Origin of the sequence: Streptomyces sp. NPDC006365, from assembly GCF_042870755.1 — a bacterium.
Lineage (GTDB): Bacteria > Actinomycetota > Actinomycetes > Streptomycetales > Streptomycetaceae > Streptomyces > Streptomyces xiangluensis.
Window position 1 is genome coordinate 232,456 of the sequence record NZ_JBIAHS010000003.1, and the last position, 17,364, is coordinate 249,819.

16 protein-coding genes are annotated in these 17,364 nt (G+C 70.3%); 10 read left to right on the forward strand and 6 right to left on the reverse strand.

Annotated elements, in window-relative coordinates; genetic code table 11:
- Window positions 1-30: 30 nt before the first annotated feature.
- From ACFYO0_RS10235 to ACFYO0_RS10250, 4 genes are all read right to left on the reverse strand, one after another.
- The gene (locus tag ACFYO0_RS10235) at window positions 31-318 is read right to left on the reverse strand and encodes a DUF1876 domain-containing protein (protein ID WP_388673202.1); all 288 of its coding nucleotides are present in this window, start codon (window positions 316-318) and stop codon (window positions 31-33) included.
- Window positions 319-328: 10 nt separating this feature from the next.
- Complete coding sequence (locus tag ACFYO0_RS10240; RefSeq protein WP_388673204.1) at window positions 329-1,729, reverse strand: nicotinate phosphoribosyltransferase; 1,401 nt, start codon at window positions 1,727-1,729, stop codon at window positions 329-331.
- A gap of 41 nt (window positions 1,730-1,770) precedes the next feature.
- Entirely contained in the window at window positions 1,771-2,376 is a 606-nt protein-coding gene (locus ACFYO0_RS10245) for a hypothetical protein (RefSeq protein WP_388673206.1), read from the reverse strand.
- A 158-nt stretch (window positions 2,377-2,534) separates the two neighbouring features.
- Window positions 2,535-3,359, reverse strand: coding sequence for a universal stress protein (locus tag ACFYO0_RS10250; protein WP_388673208.1), 825 nt, complete (start codon window positions 3,357-3,359; stop codon window positions 2,535-2,537).
- Window positions 3,360-3,562: 203 nt separating this feature from the next.
- On the opposite strand from ACFYO0_RS10250, the gene ACFYO0_RS10255 reads away from it, so the two are divergent.
- Together ACFYO0_RS10255 and ACFYO0_RS10260 are read left to right on the forward strand one after the other, a co-directional pair.
- On the forward strand, window positions 3,563-4,432 hold the full coding sequence (locus ACFYO0_RS10255) for a universal stress protein (RefSeq protein ID WP_388673210.1): 870 nt from the start codon (window positions 3,563-3,565) through the stop codon (window positions 4,430-4,432).
- 103 nt (window positions 4,433-4,535) lie between these two features.
- Entirely contained in the window at window positions 4,536-6,011 is a 1,476-nt protein-coding gene (locus ACFYO0_RS10260; RefSeq protein ID WP_388674220.1) for an AAA family ATPase, read from the forward strand.
- 244 nt (window positions 6,012-6,255) lie between these two features.
- Here the strand turns inward: ACFYO0_RS10260 and ACFYO0_RS10265 are convergent, their stop codons facing one another.
- On the reverse strand, window positions 6,256-6,978 hold the full coding sequence (locus tag ACFYO0_RS10265; protein ID WP_388673212.1) for a hypothetical protein: 723 nt from the start codon (window positions 6,976-6,978) through the stop codon (window positions 6,256-6,258).
- Window positions 6,979-7,253: 275 nt separating this feature from the next.
- On the opposite strand from ACFYO0_RS10265, the gene ACFYO0_RS10270 reads away from it, so the two are divergent.
- From ACFYO0_RS10270 to ACFYO0_RS10305, 8 genes are all read left to right on the forward strand, one after another.
- Window positions 7,254-7,817: a hypothetical protein gene (locus ACFYO0_RS10270; RefSeq protein ID WP_388673214.1), complete on the forward strand. Its 564-nt coding sequence runs from the start codon at window positions 7,254-7,256 to the stop codon at window positions 7,815-7,817.
- Window positions 7,790-9,400: an FAD-dependent monooxygenase gene (locus ACFYO0_RS10275; protein WP_388673216.1), complete on the forward strand. Its 1,611-nt coding sequence runs from the start codon at window positions 7,790-7,792 to the stop codon at window positions 9,398-9,400. The genes ACFYO0_RS10270 and ACFYO0_RS10275 overlap by 28 nt, the downstream gene beginning before the upstream one ends.
- A gap of 141 nt (window positions 9,401-9,541) precedes the next feature.
- A complete protein-coding gene (locus tag ACFYO0_RS10280; protein ID WP_388674222.1) occupies window positions 9,542-10,570 on the forward strand; it encodes an alcohol dehydrogenase catalytic domain-containing protein in 1,029 nt (342 codons plus the stop codon).
- A gap of 303 nt (window positions 10,571-10,873) precedes the next feature.
- The gene (gene acsA / locus ACFYO0_RS10285; protein ID WP_388673218.1) at window positions 10,874-12,664 is read left to right on the forward strand and encodes an acetate--CoA ligase; all 1,791 of its coding nucleotides are present in this window, start codon (window positions 10,874-10,876) and stop codon (window positions 12,662-12,664) included.
- Window positions 12,661-13,746, forward strand: a complete 1,086-nt coding sequence (pdhA, locus tag ACFYO0_RS10290; protein ID WP_388673220.1) for a pyruvate dehydrogenase (acetyl-transferring) E1 component subunit alpha — start codon at window positions 12,661-12,663, stop codon at window positions 13,744-13,746. The genes acsA and pdhA overlap by 4 nt, the downstream gene beginning before the upstream one ends.
- Window positions 13,747-13,748: 2 nt before the next feature.
- A complete protein-coding gene (locus ACFYO0_RS10295) occupies window positions 13,749-14,744 on the forward strand; it encodes an alpha-ketoacid dehydrogenase subunit beta (RefSeq protein ID WP_388673222.1) in 996 nt (331 codons plus the stop codon).
- 2 nt (window positions 14,745-14,746) lie between these two features.
- Window positions 14,747-16,174, forward strand: coding sequence for a 2-oxo acid dehydrogenase subunit E2 (locus ACFYO0_RS10300; protein ID WP_388673224.1), 1,428 nt, complete (start codon window positions 14,747-14,749; stop codon window positions 16,172-16,174).
- A complete protein-coding gene (locus ACFYO0_RS10305) occupies window positions 16,171-16,416 on the forward strand; it encodes an acyl carrier protein (protein WP_388673226.1) in 246 nt (81 codons plus the stop codon). The genes ACFYO0_RS10300 and ACFYO0_RS10305 overlap by 4 nt, the downstream gene beginning before the upstream one ends.
- A gap of 25 nt (window positions 16,417-16,441) precedes the next feature.
- Here the strand turns inward: ACFYO0_RS10305 and ACFYO0_RS10310 are convergent, their stop codons facing one another.
- Window positions 16,442-17,305 carry a CBS domain-containing protein gene (locus ACFYO0_RS10310; protein WP_388673228.1) on the reverse strand — a complete coding sequence of 288 codons (864 nt, stop codon included), beginning with the start codon at window positions 17,303-17,305 and terminating at the stop codon, window positions 16,442-16,444.
- Between the last annotated feature and the right edge of the window lie 59 nt (window positions 17,306-17,364).

The window sequence follows — 17,364 nt, forward strand, 5'->3', positions numbered from 1 at the left end:
TCCTCCTTGACTTGCTGTGCCAACCGTCGGTCACGTGAGCCATCCGGTGACCTGTCGCGTGCTGGGCCGCGGCGTCCCCATGCCCTCGATGTCGCGCTCAGCGATGTTCAGCAGCTGCCGGGCAAGGTCCTCCATGGCCCGGCCCGCCGCCAGCTCGTCGCCGATCTCGGGCACGTCGGCGTCCGCCGGATGGCAATGCGCGGTCCCATGGCCGGTGAGCGCCGTGGTGCCGGTGTCCAGCACCACGTGTGCCTTCGTGGTTCCGTCATCGTCCTCGAAGAGGTGGAGTCGAACCTTCCACTCCGCCGTGTGCGGCATCGCTTGCTCCTCACTTCGATACGGACCCATGAGGTCCGGACAAGGTTCGTTCTGGGACCGAGGACCGTGCGGAAGCCGCCGCCGTCTGTTCCTCGATGCGGCGCCGGACGCGGGCGGCGAGTGCACTCAGCCGCTCGGAGGCCGTCGCCCGAGGCGCGACCGGCGCTCGGATCCGTCGGGCTGCCGACGGCAGCCCGCCCAGGTCCGCCGTAAATCTCTCCCGGCTCTCGTCGAGCGTGGGCCTGGTTCCGGTGCGCTGCCCGCCCCGCATCACCGTCTCCAGCAACGGCCTGCCACCGTCGGGGGGCTGCTCGTCGGCCAGACCGATCACGTCGGCGTATCCGGGGCAGCGGAACACCTGCTTGGGGCCGGGTGCCGTCACTTTCGCCGACGACAGCTTCATCACCGGCCGTCCGTCGTACTCCACCATCTTGTACGCCGAGTCCAGATACGGTGCGTCGGCCGAAACCCCGACGCGGGTGCCGACGGCGTAGGTGTCGATCGGCGCTCCGGAGCGGATCAGGTCGTCCAGCGCGTACTCGTCGAGACCACCGCTGGCGACGATCCGCACCCCCGGCAGGCCCGCCTCGTCGAGGAGGGACCGTGCCCGTACCGCCAGGGCCCCGAGGTCGCCGCTGTCCAGCCGCACGGCCGAGCCGGCCCCGCGGGCCAGGTGGTCGAGGTCTCGCAGGACGCGCGCGGCGACGCGGACGCCCTCCTCGGTGTCGTAGGTGTCCACCAGCAAGGTCACCGGCCCCGGGTGCGACCGCGCGAAAGCGCGAAAAGCGTCTTCCTCCGCCTCGAACGCTTCCACGAAGGAGTGAGCCATCGTGCCGACGGCAGTGATGCCCAGGGCGGTGGCCGCGGCCACGTTGCTGGTTCCGGCGAAGCCGACCATCGCGCCGAGGCGGGCGGCCTGGAATCCGGCCTGCGGGCCGTGGGTCCGCCGCAGGGAGAAGTCCACGACCGGATGCCCTGCCGCCGCGAGGACGCACCGCGCGGCCTTCGAGGCGATGGCGGTCTGGTGGCTGAGCTGGTTGAGCACGTACGTTTCGGCCAGCTGCGCCTGCGGCAGCGCCGCGGTCACCTCCAGCAGGGGCTCCCCCGCCAGCACGATCCGTCCCTCCGGCACCGCCCGCACGTCACCGGTGAACTCCAGGCCGAGCAGAGGCTGAAGATCCCGCCGCGGTCGACGCACCGCGGACGCGAAGGCGTCGACGTCCTCTGGGCCGATTTGAAGGCCGGACAGGTAGTCCAGGACCGACTCCAGACCGGCGGCGACCAGGAAGCCGCGCTCAGGAGGCAGGTCGCGGACGAAGAGGCTGAACGTCGCGGGGCCGGTCATTCCCTCCCGGACGTAGGACATGGCCATCGTCACTTCGTACAGGTCGGTGGTCGTCGCGTCGGACATCGGCGCCGCCTCCTCGTCCCCCGTCCGGGGTTTCCTGCCCGTCACCGGCGGAAGCGCGCGGACCACAGGGGCTCGACCAGATCCCACTCGGCGTCCCACTGTGCGTACCTTCTCCGGTCCAGCACATGGCGCATGCCTGCCCGCGCCGCGTAGAACCCGGCGCCCACGCCGATCGCGGCCAAACCGCCCACGAACCAGCCGGTGGTCGTCGCGTTGAGCTCGCTCATCGGCGGTCTCGTGAGGCCGCCGTCCCGGTCCACCCACACCTGCACGGTGGCGCCCTTCGGCGTTCCCGACTTCACGAGGGTCGTCCCCGTCCGCACCGTGCCGTTGTCGTCGGTCCAGCGGACCTGCGCCTGTTGCTTCCCATCTGTGGTGACGCCCTTGACGTTCGACGTCAGTCGGGCGGTGACCTCCTGCCGCTGCGCCGACTGGGCTTGCACGGTGCGCATCGAAGACTCGTACGCCGTCAGCCCCGCGCTGAGCGCGGCCACCGGCAGGCCGAGGACGAGGACCAGCAACAGCAAGCCTCGGAACCAGGACTCGAACCTGTCGGACGTACGTCGCAGAGGGTTCGCCCCCTTTGACACATGCTCCTGGCGCGGCGGAGGCGGACCGGACGCGTGCGGCGAATTCTGTGCACTCATGACTCGGCCTCCAGCAAGTCGCTGGTCCGTTGCCCCCACCATTTTGTCCCATCCTCGGACGGGACCTGGCTCCGGTCACAGGGCCGAAAGTCCCTGCGGGGACGACTTCCGGCCCCTCAGGGGCCGACCGTCGACGTGTTCCGTCTCCGCCGGTCCGTTCATATCCGTGGAACAACCGCGATCGGACATGGCGCGTGATGCAGTACCGCATGGTTGATCAATCCCAGTTGCAGGCCCAGGTGCCCCTGTCGTCTGCGGGCCCCGACGACCAGCAAGTCCGCCTCGGAGGCCGCCTCCAGTAGGGCCTGGCGTGCCGGTCCCTCGATCACCCGTCGGCTCACGGGGGCGTCGCGGTACCGCTCCGACGCACCGTGCAGGGCGTCGTCCAGTACCTGCGCCGGCGGGCGCCGCCTGTGGGCCTCCAGGGCGTACCCCGACGAGGCTTGAGGTGTGGTGAAAGCAGCGAACGGTGCGCTCCAGGCGTGCACCGCCACCAGTCGGCAGTGCCGCACATGGGCCTCACGGAACGCGAACTGCACGGCCGTGCCGCTGCCCTCTCCCTCCTCGACACCGACGACGACGCTGCCGAACCGCGCATCCCGGTGCTCTGCCGCGCCGCGCACCACGACGACCGGGCAGTCCGCTCGCGCCGACACGGCGAGGCTGACCGACCCCAGGAGCATTCCGGCGAGGTCTCCGAACCCTCTGGATCCCAGCACCAGCGCAAAGGCGTTACGCCCCTTGTCGACCAGGGCGGCGGTCGCGTCCTCGTGCAGCACTTCGCTCGACAGCCGTACCGTGGGAGCGCCCTCCCTGACACGTTCCGAGGCGGCGTCGATCACGTCGGACGCTTCTTGGCCCCGCGCCGCCGCGTGCAGGAGGTGGAGCGGCACGCCATGCCGGACGGCTTCCTCTGCGGCCCAGTCCGCCGCCTCCAGGCTCGCCGCGGACCCGTCGATGCCAACCACCAGGGGAATCGTCACCGCCCCTATCTCCTCTCGGCCGGATTCCGTGTCTCCGGCCCCCTCCGGTCCACATGCGCCGCGGAGGGGATTGGGGTACTCCTCGAATGAGAGAACCCGCCGTGCCCGGCATGCCGGCGACGTCCGGACCATCCACACCGTCGGACTCGTTCACCGTCATCCACCCGTCATCTCCAGCTTCGTACGAGACGGAGGCCGCCGCCATGCAACCAGTCGTCACCGTGGGCCTGGACGGCTCACCGGAGAGTCTTGCCGCGGCCCGCTGGGCCGCCGACGAGGCCGAGAAGCGCAAGCTCACCCTCCGCCTGCTGCACGCCTGGCCACTGCTGGCACCGGAACCGACGCACGTCCCCGCTGAAGTCGATCAGAACTATTGGGCGAAGCGTCTCGTCCACACCGCGCAGGCCGAACTTCAGGCACGTCACCCGGGCCTGTCCATCGTCGGGAACCTGGTCGCCGACGATGCCCAGAACGCCCTGCTCCAAGCGGCGTCCGAGTCCGACATGCTCGTGCTCGGTTCACGGGGGCTGGAGCCTGTCGAGAGCTATTTCCTCGGCGACGTAAGCATGCCCGTCGTGGCACGGGCGGAGCGGCCGGTCGTACTGGTCCGCGCTCAAACCGGCGGGGAAGGGGCAGCCCCGGCATCCGCAGATCGCGTGGTCGTGGCCCTGAAACTGCACGGTTCCTCCGACGACCTGCTCGACTTCGCCTTCCACACCGCTGCCGCCAGAGGCGTTCCCCTCCAAGCCGTCCACGGCCGAAGCGTGCCACTCCATGCACGCGTGCCCTGGGGTGTGGACCATGACGTCACCGATGAGATCAGGCGGGACACGCTGAAGGAGCTGGGCAAGGCGCTCCGCCCCTGGCGCGCGAAGTACCCGCAGGTGGACGTGGCCGACGGCATCCGTCTCGAAAGCCCTGCCAAAGCCGTCGTACGAGCCGCCGAAGGCGCCGCGCTGCTGGTCGTCGGCCGACGCGAACACCGTCCTGGTCTGGCGCCCCACCTGGGACCCGTGGCGCAGGCGGCCATTCATCACGGGCGCTGCCCCGTCGCTGTGGTTCCTCATGACTGAGCCCGGCCTCCGCGGGAGGTCAGTGGGTTCGGTGCCTCGGGCCGACGCGTCCGTGCTCCGGTCCGGTGACCGTCACGACGGCGAGCCACTGCCGCGCGCGGAGGTGTGCGAGACCCACACCGCGATCGTGTTCTTCGCCGGCGACCGCGCCTACAAGCTCAAGAAGCCGGTGGATCTGGGATTCCTGGACTACACGACGGTGACGGCCCGCCGAGGCGCGTGCGAACGCGAAGTCGCTCTCAACCGGCGCTTCGCCCCCGACGTCTATCTGGGTCTGGGCGAAGTCCGCAGCCCTGACGCGGACACCCCCGAACCGCTCGTGGTGATGCGACGGATGCCTGCGGACCGCCGCCTTTCCCATCTGATACGGGAAGGGGTCGCCGTCGACGACGTCCTGCGGGCCGTCGCCCGGCATCTCGCGGCGTGGCACGCGGACGCGCCCCGGAGCCGGGAGGTGGACGAGCAAGGCACGCGGGACGCGCTGTCCTCACGCTGGGAGGCCAGCTTCCAGCAGGTCCGCGCGTTGGCCGACGACGGCGTCGTACCCGACGGGGTGGCGGAGGTGGAGCGGCTGGTACGTCGCTATCTCGCCGGCCGCAAGCGTTTGTTCGACTCCCGCATCGAGCAGGGACGGGTGGTCGACGGCCACGGCGACCTGCTCACCGAGGACATCTTCTGCCTCGACGACGGCCCTCGCGTCCTGGACTGTCTGGAATTCGACGACCACCTGCGCTACGTCGACGGCCTCGACGACGCCGCCTTCCTCGCCATGGACCTGGAACAGCTCGGCGTCCCTCAGGCCGCGGCGTACTTCCTCGCCCGGTACAGCGAGTACTCCGGTGACCCCGCACCCCCGTCCCTCAGGCACCACTACGTCGCCTACCGCGCGTTCGTCCGTGCCAAGGTCTCCCTGATCCAGGCACGCCAGGGCGCGCCTGGCGCGGAGTCGGCATCGCGGCGGCTGGTCTCGACGGCGCTACGCCACCTGCGTACCTCCGCCGTCGGCCTGACGCTCGTCGGCGGACTGCCCGGCAGCGGGAAGTCCACCCTCTCCGGAGCGCTGGCCGACCGGCTGGGGGTCACGCTGCTCAGCAGCGACCGCCTCCGCAAGGAGCTGGCGGGGATCCCGGTTGAGCAGTCCGCGGCGGCCGACTACGGCAAGGGCCTGTACACGCCGGAGTGGACGGCCAGGACCTACTCCACCCTGCTCGACCGCGCGTCAGCCCTGCTGTCCTCCGGCGAGTCCGTCGTCCTGGACGCCACCTGGTCCGATGCGGCACAGCGCGAAGCGGCCCTGCACATGGCCGAACGCACCAGCGCCGACCTGGTGGCCCTGCACTGCCACGTGCCGGGCGACGTGGCAGCGGCCCGCCTGACCACGCGCGCCCCCGGAACATCCGACGCCGACCTCGACATCGCCACCACCATGGCGGCCAGGGAACACCCGTGGCCCGAGGCCGTCGCGGTCGACACCAGTGGCACGTTGGACTCCGCGGTCTCCCAGGCACTGGCTGCCATACGACCGTGGGGCACGGGCCAGGCACCGGTCTTCCGCCGCCCCTACATGGAGCCGGACTGAAGAGTTGTCCCACAAATGATCTACGGCATGCTGGTTGACGAGGGGGGTCCGCCCGTCGCCCTGTGAGGGTGGGGTTGTGCAGGCCGGCGACGAGCATGACAAGGGGCGCGGGGCCGTTCAAGGGCGATGGCGGACGCCGTCGCCTTTCAGGCGGCAGTCGCACGGGGTTGTCCAGGACGGCATCGAAGCACACCTGCCATACGAGGATCATCTCGCGCGATGGGGTCACGTCGTGGCCACTGGCCTATTCCGATTGCAATAGGCGAACCCGGGCACGGAACATGCGCCAGCGCCTCTCGTTCTCATGGACAAGCGTCGCTGACTCCGCCAACAGGTCAGCTGCCCTGTCGAACAGTTCAGAAGCCGAATAGAGGTAGGCGGGTACCTGCCGCTCACCTCGCAGATCGGCTCGGAGCGCCGCCGGAGAGAAGTCGACCCGGGCCAGAAGGTCAAGGGCACGGCGCAGCAGCCGCGCGACCAGAGCCTGCAGGCCCGCCGACTGCCAGTCATTGGCGATGATTCGGTGCCGATCCCCCAGCAGGTCGGCAAGCGCCGAGTGAGCGGCCAGGCTTCCGGCGATCTCCCAGGCCTGCTCCATCGCCTGGGTCAACCAGGCGCTGCCCTGCTCGGTCTCTTCGGCAAGCATGCCGACTTCCCTCTTCAGTCTCCTGAGTTCGGCGGGCTCGTCCTCCCCTTCCATGAAGAGGATCCCCGACTCCGCCACGAGGCCTGGAGCGTTCAGGTCCTCCGCGCCGGCGAACGCAATCGCCGACGTCTGCTCACCAGCTTCCACGTCGCTCCACCGGTCGGCCAGTGACTTCAGCGCCCGAGACCTCGCCTGGAGCTCCGCGGCCTGCCGTAGCGGGGCCTGTGAGTAGTACTTCTCATGCTCTCTATGGAACTTCGCCAGGTTGTCGATCACCTGTAGCAGTGAGCCTGGAGGGGTCTGCGCCTCGTCCTCGAGCATGCCAGCAGTGTGCCGACCCACTTACGCACACCGCACTGCGGCGCGCCCCTCAGGGCAAACACCAGCCTTTCGGCCGGAGCGGCGTTGACGGACCTCTTGGACGAGCGGGTATCCCCGCTGGTGTTCGGGCCCGCCCCTGGTTGCCGGCCGCGCCATCAGGTTTCGCGGGTAGTGGCGCATTGCCTCATGGTGGGTTGTACGGGACCCCCCCGGCCTGGCAGGCGTGGCAGAACCCGGCATCGTGCGCCGTTGGGGCTCTTCGGGAGGAGGCCACCATGGGTGAACAGAGACCACTCGCCCCCGGCGAGGCATGGCGAGCCGTGGCCGCATGTTTCCTCACCACCTTCGTGCTGCTCGCGCGGCACTGGGTCCATCTGCCGAAAGAGCGCGTGGGAATGCGACTCCGCTTCGCCGACGACACCACGGCCCGGTGCTACCGGGAGACCCGCCTCGGCAGCGGCTTGGCGAGGGACCCGTGCACGCTGGTGATCACTTTCCGGCTGCGCCTGGTACGCGGGCCCGGGCACGCACTGTTCCGCCGGGAGAGCCTGCTGAACACCCCGCTGTTCGTCGGCTTCCCCGGTTTCACCTCGAAGCTGTGGCTGACCCACGACGAGCACGACCGCTACCGCGGCGTGTACGAGTGGGACGGACCACAGCGCGCCGAGCACTACGCGTGTTCCCTGTGGCGGGTTCTGGCGCTCGTCAGCGTGCCTGGTTCGATCCGATATGCCGTGGTGCCGGGGCTGCGCCGCGACGACGTGATCGCGGACCCGCGACTGATCGAGGGCCTGGAGCGGGACGACGCCGCATGGTGGCGCACCGCGGCCGGGAGGTGACGACGGCGGTGGACATCCTGGTCGTCGGGGCCGGCACGACCGGACTCAGCCTGGCGCTGCAGGCTCATGACCACGGAGCACGGATCCGCGTCGTCGAGCGGCGTCGCGAGCCGTTCCGGCCCTCCCGCGCCCTCATCCTGCACCCCCGCACCCTGGAGGTCCTGCGCCCGCTCGGCGTCACGGACGCCCTGCTGGAGCGAGCGGACACGGCCCCCACAGCGCACCTGCATCTCGGCTCCCGCGTCGTCGAAACCAGGCTGGCGGACCTCGCGCTGCCTGACACGGCGTTCCCCCATCTGTCACTCATGCGGCAGATGGATGTCGAAACGGTGCTGGCGCGGGCGCTCGCCGACCGCGGTGTGACCGTCGAACGGGACACCGAACTGATCGCTGCCCGCGATGACGCGGACAGCGCGGTTGCCGTGCTGCGATCGCGGCACGGTACCGAGGAGATCCGCTGTCCCTTCGTCGTCGGCTGCGACGGCCCGGCCAGTACCGTGCGGGCCTGCGCCGGCATCGGGTGGCACGGCAGGCCCTACGCCGAAGAGGTGGTCCTTGCCGACCTCGACCTCGGCGGTATCGCCACTCGTGCCGACGCTCAGGTGTTCGCGGGGCGCCGAGGGCTGCTGTTCCTCTTCCCGCTCGGAGAGCAGGCCACCTGGCGGCTGCTGGCCACGCGGGCGTCCGCCAGCGGACCCGGGCGGAACTTCGGCCAACCCGGGACCGCCGTCCCGCAAGCCGAACTCCAGCGCCTCCTCAACGACGCGGGGATGAAGGCACGGATCGAGCGTCTCGCATGGTCCGCCCGAGTGCCGTTGCAGTGCAGCCTTGCCCGGCGGTTCCGCCGCGGGCGGCTCTTCCTCGCGGGGGACGCGGCTCACAACTACTCACCGGCCACCGGCCAGGGCATGAACGCCGGTATCCAGGACGCTGTGAACCTCGGCTGGAAGCTCGGCTTCGTGGCGAGCGGTTCCAGGGGTGAGTCCGTGGACGGGCTCGATACCGAAGTGCTGCTCGATTCCTACGACAGGGAGCGCAGAGCGGCTGCCCACCGACGGCTGATCCTCACTCACACGGCGTTCTGGGCGGAGGCGTCGACCAGCTGGATCCCCTCATGGCTGCGCGCGACGGCCGCTCCGCGAGCAGCCCCCGCCATCCCCGCCCTCCTCGGTCGGCGACGGCTGGTCGCGGAGGCCATCCGACTCGTCTCCCAGCTGCGCGTGAACTACCGGCGCAGTCCCCTGTCGGTGGAGGGAATACCGCCCCTGCGTGGTGCTCCTCGTCCAGGAGACCGCCTGCCCGACGCGGCCGTCAGCGTCAGAGGACCTGCCGAGCGGCTGCACGGACTGCTGGCCCGACCGGGTGTGCACCTGCTGCTGCAACGCGATGCCGCCCTACCGCCGGACGCGCTGGCCGCACCTCGGGTGACCGTCCTGCGGCTGATGAACAGCCCGGGTCGCGGTCTGGTGGCCGTCCGCCCGGACGGGCATGTCGGCTTCCGCTGCGGGGCCGCCGACCCCGCCGGGCTGACCGGCTGGCTCTCCCTGATCGGCGCAGCGGCATCTCCACCCGTCCGGCCATGAACACCGGGCGACGCAGCCCCACCTCCCGGCAAGAGTCCGATGGTCCTGAGGAGTCAACGGGCTGATGGGCCCGGTTGCCCGGGCGTCCTTCCAGAGCGACGGTGGAGAGAACGGGCCGAGTCGGCCAGGGAGTGGATGACCATGCGAGCCCTCGTCTACCACGGTCCCGGACAGATCTCCTGGGACAGCGTCCCCGATCCGGCGATCGAGGACCCTGCCGACACCGTCGTGCGCATCGAGGCCACGACCATCTGCGGCACCGATCTGCACATCCTGCGCGGAGACCTGCCCGAGGTGAAGCCGGGGACGATCCTCGGCCACGAGGCCGTCGGAGAGGTCATGGAGGTGGGCAGCGACGTCCACGACCTGCGCCCTGGCGACCAGGTGATCGTGTCGTCCGTCTCGGCCTGCGGCCGCTGTCCGGCGTGCCATGACACCCTGCGCGGACAGTGCCGCGGGGGCGGTGGATGGATCCTTGGGAACCTGATCAACGGGACCCAGGCGGAGTTCGTACGGGTCCCCTTCGCTGACCACTCCACCAACCGACGGCCCTCCGCCCTCCCACTCGATGACGCGGTCCTGCTCGCCGAAGTCCTCCCCACCGCCTACGAAGTCGGCGTGCGGAACGGAGAGGTGGGCCCGGGAGACACCGTCGTCGTGGTGGGCGCGGGTCCCGTCGGTCTCGCCTGCGTCGTCGTCGCACGGCTCTACTCGCCCCGCCGGATCATCGTGGTGGACCTGTCTCTTGCCCGGCTGGAAGCCGCCGCCCGCGTGCGGGCCGATGCCGCCGAACTACCGGGGACGATGATCGCCGAGCTGTCCGAGGGACCGGGTGCCGACGTGGTCATCGAGGCGTCGGGTGAACCGGAGGGCTTCGTCCTGTGCACCCGCGCCGTCCGCGCGGGAGGGCACATCGCCAACATCGGCACCCACGGCAAACCGGTCACGCTGCATCTCGAATCCCTGTGGCGCAAGAACGTGACGATCAGCACCGGCCAGGTGGACACGTACTCCACACCGTGGCTGATCGAGCTGGTGAGGTTCGGTCGTCTGCACGTCTCACAGCTGGTCACCCACACATTCGGCCTCGATCGGGTGGAGGACGCCTACGAGGTGTTCTCCCATGGCACGACTTCCGGCGCGCTCAAGGTCGTACTGCGCCGTGAGTGAAGGGGGCCCGGTCGAAAGGAGTCCGAAAAGGCCGTCCGGCCCCCTTTCCTGGGCCGTCCGGCCCTGGAACCCGCCGACGAGCGGTGGTGCTATGGAATTGAGCCGAGGGCCACAGGAGACACGGCGAAGCGGAGCGAAACCGCGCACCGTGCAATTCGGGCCCGCAAGAAGCGGGCGGCCCTCGGCTCCATGAACGCCGGCAGCGGCCGCCGCCCCATCGGGCCCTGTTCTCCGGCCGAGGTGCGGCCAGAACCGGACTCGGCGACTCTGGAGATTCAGGGGCAGTGCCGGGAGGAGCGACCCATGCGCTGGGAAACGATCCGCAAGGACACCGCACCGGCCGTCCTCCCCCGTCTCATCGACTACGACCGGGCCTGCTCCGCCTTCACATGGTCGCAGGCGCGCAGCGCACTGGCAGGGCTGCCCGGCGGTGGGCTCAACATGGCTCACGTCGCGGTCGACCGCCACGCGGCCTCCGACCTCGCGGACAAGGGCGCACTGCAATGCATCGCCCGGGACGACTCCGTCTCGACCATCACGTACGCGGAACTGGCCCGCCGTACGGCCCGCTTCGCGAACGTCCTCCGGTCGCTCGGCGTCGGCCACGGGGACCGGGTGTTCACGCTGCTGGGCCGCTGCCCCGAGCTTTACACCACGGTGCTGGGCACGCTGAAGAACACCAGCGTGCTCTGCCCGCTCTTCTCCGCCTTCGGCCCCGACCCGGTGGAACAGCGGCTGCGCCTCGGCGACGCCCAGGTCCTGGTCACCACTGCGGCCCTGTACCGGCGCAAGGTCGCCGAGCGTCGTGCGTCGATTCCTGGGCTGAAGCACGTCCTGATCGTCGGGCCCGGCGCGGAGGACCTGCCCGGCACCGCCTCCTTCGACGACCTCATGACCGCCGCACCGGCGACCTTCACCATCCCGCCTACCTCACCCGAGGACATGGCCCTGCTGCACTTCACCAGCGGCACCACCGGCACCCCCAAAGGCGCGGTCCATGTCCACGAGGCCGTGGTCGCGCACTACGCCACGGCCGCGTTCGCCCTCGACCTGCACCCCGAGGACGTGTACTGGTGCACTGCCGACCCCGGCTGGGTCACCGGCATGTCGTACGGGATCATCGCCCCGCTCGTCCACGGCGTGACGGTGGTCGTCGACGAGGGCGACTACGACGCCCGGCGCTGGTACCGGATCCTCGGCGAACAGCGGGTCACCGTCTGGTACACCGCCCCCACGGCCCTGCGCATGCTCATGCGCGCCACACCCCGCCAGGGCCCGTACGACCTGCCGCGTTCCTACGACCTCTCGGCGCTGCGGTTCATCGCCTCTGTCGGCGAGCCCCTCAATCCGGAGGCTGTGGTGTGGGGCCGGGACGTCCTGGGCCTGCCGGTTCACGACAACTGGTGGCAGACGGAGACCGGCTGCATCATGATTGCGAACTTCGCCGCCGGCGAGATCCGTCCCGGCTCGATGGGAAGGCCGCTGCCCGGCGTCGACGCGACTGTATTGGAGCAGGGCGAGGACGGCCGGGCGCTGGTCATCGGAGGTCGGGTTACCGAGGTTCAACGCCCTGACATCGAGGGTGAGTTGGCGCTGCGTCCAGGCTGGCCGTCGATGTTCCGCGGCTATCTGCACGACAAGGAGCGCTACGACGCCGCGTTCGCGGACGGCTGGTACCTGACGGGTGACCTGGTCCGCCGCGACGCGGACGGCTGGTACTGGTTCGTGGGGCGCGCCGACGACGTCATCAAGTCGGCGGGACATCTGATCGGCCCCTTCGAGGTGGAGAGCGCGCTGATGGAGCACCCGGCGGTGGCCGAGTCCGGGGTAATCGGACGGCCGGATCCGGTCGCCGGGAACGTCGTCAAGGCGTTCGTGTCGCTGCGTCCCGGTGTCGAGCCGACCCCTGATCTGGAGCGGGAGCTGCTGGCGTTCGGCCGCCGCAAACTGGGCCCCGCCGTCGCGCCGAGGGAGATCACGTTCGACCAGAACCTGCCGAAGACCCGTAGCGGGAAAGTCATGCGCCGTGTGCTGCGTGCGCGTGAACTCGGTCTGCCCACGGGCGACTTGTCGACCTTGGAGGGAACGGCATGAGCGTGGCCCGCCCCACCCCTACGCGGAAGGACTCGGCGCCCCCGAAGTCCGGCACAAAGACCAAGACGGCCAAGGGGAAGACGAGTGCCGGACCTCCGTCCGGGCGCGGGGCCACCGGGCACCGGACGGATCTGCTGGAGTCGATGCTGCGCATCCGGCGCTTCGAGGAGCGGTGCGTCGAGCTGTACAGCGCCGCGAAGATCCGCGGGTTCGTCCACCTCTACATCGGCGAGGAGGCCGTCGCCGTCGGCATCAACGAAGCCCTGACACCCGAGGACGCAGTCGTCTCCACGTACCGCGAACACGGTCACGCCCTGGCTCGCGGGATCACGGCCGAGGCCGTCATGGCGGAGATGTACGGCAGGACGACGGGATGCAGCGGTGGCAGGGGCGGATCGATGCACCTGTTCGACGCGAGCCGCCGCTTCTACGGCGGCAACGCGATCGTCGCCGGCGGGCTCCCCCTGGCCGCCGGCCTCGCGCTCGCCGACCAGATGCGCGGACAGCCGAATGTCACCTGCTGCTTCTTCGGCGACGGGGCCTTCGCCGAGGGCGAGTTCCACGAGACCGCGAATCTGGCGGCCTTGTGGAAGCTGCCCCTGCTGCTGGTCTGCGAGAACAACCTCTACGCCATGGGCACGGCCCTGGAGCGGCACGAGGCGCAGACCGATCTGGCCATGCGGGCCGCGTCCTACGGCATGGTCGCCTGGGCCGTGGACGGCATGGACGTCGAGGCCGTCGAGCAGGCCGCCCGACGGGCCGTCGAAGGCATCCGGACCGGCACGGGGCCGCATTTCCTGGAGCTGCGCACGTACCGCTTCCGCGCCCATTCGATGTACGACCCGGACCGGTACCGCCACAAGGCGGAGGTCGAGCGGTGGAAGGAGCGGGACCCCATCAGCCTGCTCACCGACCGCTTGCGCGAGAACGGTGAGCTGGGCGACAAGGAACTGGCCCGGATCGAGCAGGGCATCACCGACGAGATCGACCACGCCGTCGAATCGGCGGAACAGGCACCCGAGGAACCGGTGGACCATCTACTCCGCCACGTCACCAGTTCCTCGGCGGAGGCGGTGAGTTGACCATGGGCGCCGGCGGAACGGACGAGGCGAAGACGACCTACCGGGAGGCGATGCGCGAGGCCCTCCGGGAGGCCCTGCGCTCCGACGACCGTGTCTTCCTCATGGGCGAGGACGTGGGCCGCTACGGCGGATGCTTCGGCGTCAGCCTCGGTCTGCTGGAGGAGTTCGGCCCCGAACGCGTCCGCGACACCCCGCTCTCGGAGTCCGCGTTCGTGGGCGCCGGCATCGGCGCCGCCCTGTCCGGGATGCGACCCATCGTCGAGATCATGACCGTCAACTTCAGCCTGCTCGCACTCGACCAGATCCTCAACAACGCCGCCACCCTGCTGCACATGTCGGGCGGCCAGCTGCCCGTACCGCTCGTCATCCGTATGACCACGGGCGCCGGACGGCAACTCGCCGCCCAGCACTCGCACAGCCTCGAAGGCTGGTACGCGCACATCCCCGGCATCCGCGTCCTGGCCCCTGCCACTCTGGAGGACGCGCGGCACATGCTGGCCCCGGCGCTCGCCGACCCCGACCCCGTACTGATCTTCGAGCACGGAAGCCTCTACAACGTCTCCGGCGAACTCCTCCCGCCCACCGCCCCCGTGGACCTCGACCACTCCGCGATCCGCCGCCCGGGCACCGACATCTCCCTGATCACGTACGGCGGTTCGCTACCCAAGGCTCTCGCGGCGGCGGACGAACTGGCCGCCGAGGGCATCAACGCCGAGGTGATCGACCTGCGCACGCTCCGTCCCCTCGACGGCGCGGCCATCACCGATTCGGTGGTCCGAACGCACCGTGCGGTGGTCATCGACGAGGCATGGCGGACGGGAAGCCTCGCCGCCGAAGTGTCCGCCCGCATCGCGGAAGAGTCGTTCTACGACCTGGACGCACCCGTCGAGCGGGTGTGCAGCGCGGAGGTACCCATGCCGTACGCCCGGCGGCTGGAGGAGGCCGCCCTGCCCCAGGTCGCCGACATCGTCGCGGCCGCCCACCGGGCGGTGGACTGATCATGGCCGAGTTCACCATGCCGTCCCTCGGCGCGGACATGGACGAGGGCACGCTCCTGGAATGGCTCGTGGGGCCCGGTGACCTCGTCCACAAGGGAGACCCGGTCGCGGTCGTCGAAACCGCCAAGTCGACCATCGAGGTGGAGTGCTTCGAAACCGGGACCATGACGAAGCTGCTCGTCGAGCCCGGAGCAACGGTGCCGGTGGGCACGCCGCTCGCGCTGATCGGACCGGCCAAGGAGCGACGACCCGCCCGTCACGCACCGAAGAAGGGCAAACCTTCCAAGCCCGCCGAGCCTTCCGAGCCCGCCGAGGTCCCCGAGCCCCCAGAGCGCCCCTCCCCACAGCCTGAGCCCGTCCCGGTCCCGGTCTCGCCACCCTCCGCCGCTCGGCTGCCCGACCATATCGAGGCCGGCCCCTTGGTCCGGCACCTCGCGGAGCAGAGCGGCGTCGACCTGGAGGCGCTGCACGGCTCCGGACCCGGTGGACGCGTCACCCGAATCGACGTCGAACACGCGGCGGCCGCCCGAGCCCATACCAAGTCACCGCGTTCGCGGGTCACCCCGCTCGCCCGGCGGCTCGCCGCCGAACTGGGCGTCGACCTCGCCACCGTAAGAGGGACGGGCAGGCAGTCGGCCGTCCGTGCATCGGACGTACGTCAGGCAGCGCCCGGCCCATCAGCCCCGGCCCTGCCCGCGCACACGGCCGCCGCACCCGTACGTCCTTCACCTGTACGCCCTTCTGCCGCACGCCCGTCCGAGGACCGGACGACGGCCATGCGCCAGGCGATCGCCGGCCTGATGAGCCGCGCCAACCGCGACATCCCCCACTACTACCTCTCCACCACCGTGGACCTGGCCGCCGCGACGGACTGGCTGCACGAACACAACCGGCGCACCCCGGTCGGTGAAAGGCTGGTCCCCGCAGCCCTGCTGCTCAAGGCGGCGGCCTTGGCGGCCCGGGAGGTGCCCGAGCTCAACGGCTTCTGGACCGATGACCACTTCACGGGAGGCGAAGGCGTGCATCTCGGCGTGGCCGTGTCCCTGCGCGGCGGCGGGCTCGTCGCGCCCGCCCTGCACGACGCCGACGCCATGATGCTCCCCCGACTGATGGCCGCCCTGAAGGACCTGGTCACCCGGGCCCGCACGGGCAGGCTGCGCGGCTCCGAGGTGTCCGACGCCACGATCACGGTCACCAATCTCGGCGATCAGGGCGTGGAGACGGTCTTCGGCGTGATCTACCCACCGCAGGTGGCGCTGGTCGGCTTCGGGCGGGTGGTCGACCAGCCGTGCGCCGTCGACGGCCTGCTGGGCGTGCGCCCCGTGGTCACAGCGACCCTCTCGGCCGACCACCGGGCGACGAACGGTGCCGTCGGTGCCCGCTACCTCACGGCGGTCACCCGCCTTCTGCAGAACCCGGAGCAGCTGTGAACCGAACCGAAGCACTGGACATGGTCAAGGAATCGATCACAAACGTCATCCCCGACGCCGATGTCGCCGCGCTGGGGCCCGACAACGCGTTCCGCGACGCTATCGAGATGGACTCGCTGGACTTCCTGAGTTTCGTCGAGGTGCTCAGCGAACGGTCCGGCGTGCGCATCGAGGACGAGGACACGCCCCAGCTGTCCACGCTGTCCGGCAGCGCCGACTTCCTGGTCGCCCACACGCAGTGACGCGCGCCCCGTGGACGACCACGACTCAGACCGCTTCAGTGTCGTCGACGACACCGACCACGTCGTCGATGTCCCGCACCGATCCGATCAGTTCGGTGACAACAGCCTTGTCCAGTCTCCCCGTCACGGTGACCACGCCGTTCTCCACCGTGATCTCGACAGCGCGCGGATCCAGCAGGTGCTGGCCGACCAGGGACTCGACCTCGGCCCGGATCTCGGCGTCGTCACGGATCAGGGCCCGCAGCAGGTCGCGCCGGGTCACCACACCGACGAGCCGGCCGCGATAATCGGTCACGGGCAGCCGCTTCAACCGCGCGTGCGCGGCGGTCCACGCGGCGTCCGCGACTCGTTCCGCCGGGTGGACGGTGACCGGCGGGAAGGTCATCAACGTGGCCGCCGTGTCGCCGTGGCCCTTCTCGTAGAGGCGGTGCTGCCACAGCCTGCCGACTGCTCCGTGCCGGCGCGGTTTCGCCATGACGGCGGCCTTGGCCAGCAGGTCCGACTCCGAGACGACACCGATCACATGGTCGTCGGCGTCGACCACCGGTACGGCGCTCAACTGCTCGCGGGCGAGTGTGTGCGCCACGTCCACGAACGGCATGTCGCCGTCAACGGCGACCGCCGGGACCTGCATGACGTCCCGTACATGAAGGGTGACCGGTTCCCGTTCCGAGGGCCCGCGCGCGGAAGCGGCCTGCGGCGGTTCGGACTTCGCCGTGCCGGGAAGGGTCTCGGGCTCCTCGGCGCTCCTTGCCGATGCTGCGGCGGCGACTGCTGCCAGGTAGCGGCCCAGTGCGTCCTGGCGGGGTTCCTCCTGGGGTGTCCAGGGGCGGCCCGGCGTGCTGCGGCGGGCTTCTTTCTCCGCGGAGCTGCCTTCCAAGTCGCTCACGGCTGCCTCCCGGGGACGCCGTCCACCTATGGGGCCAGTTTCGCATCGATCGAGGGGCG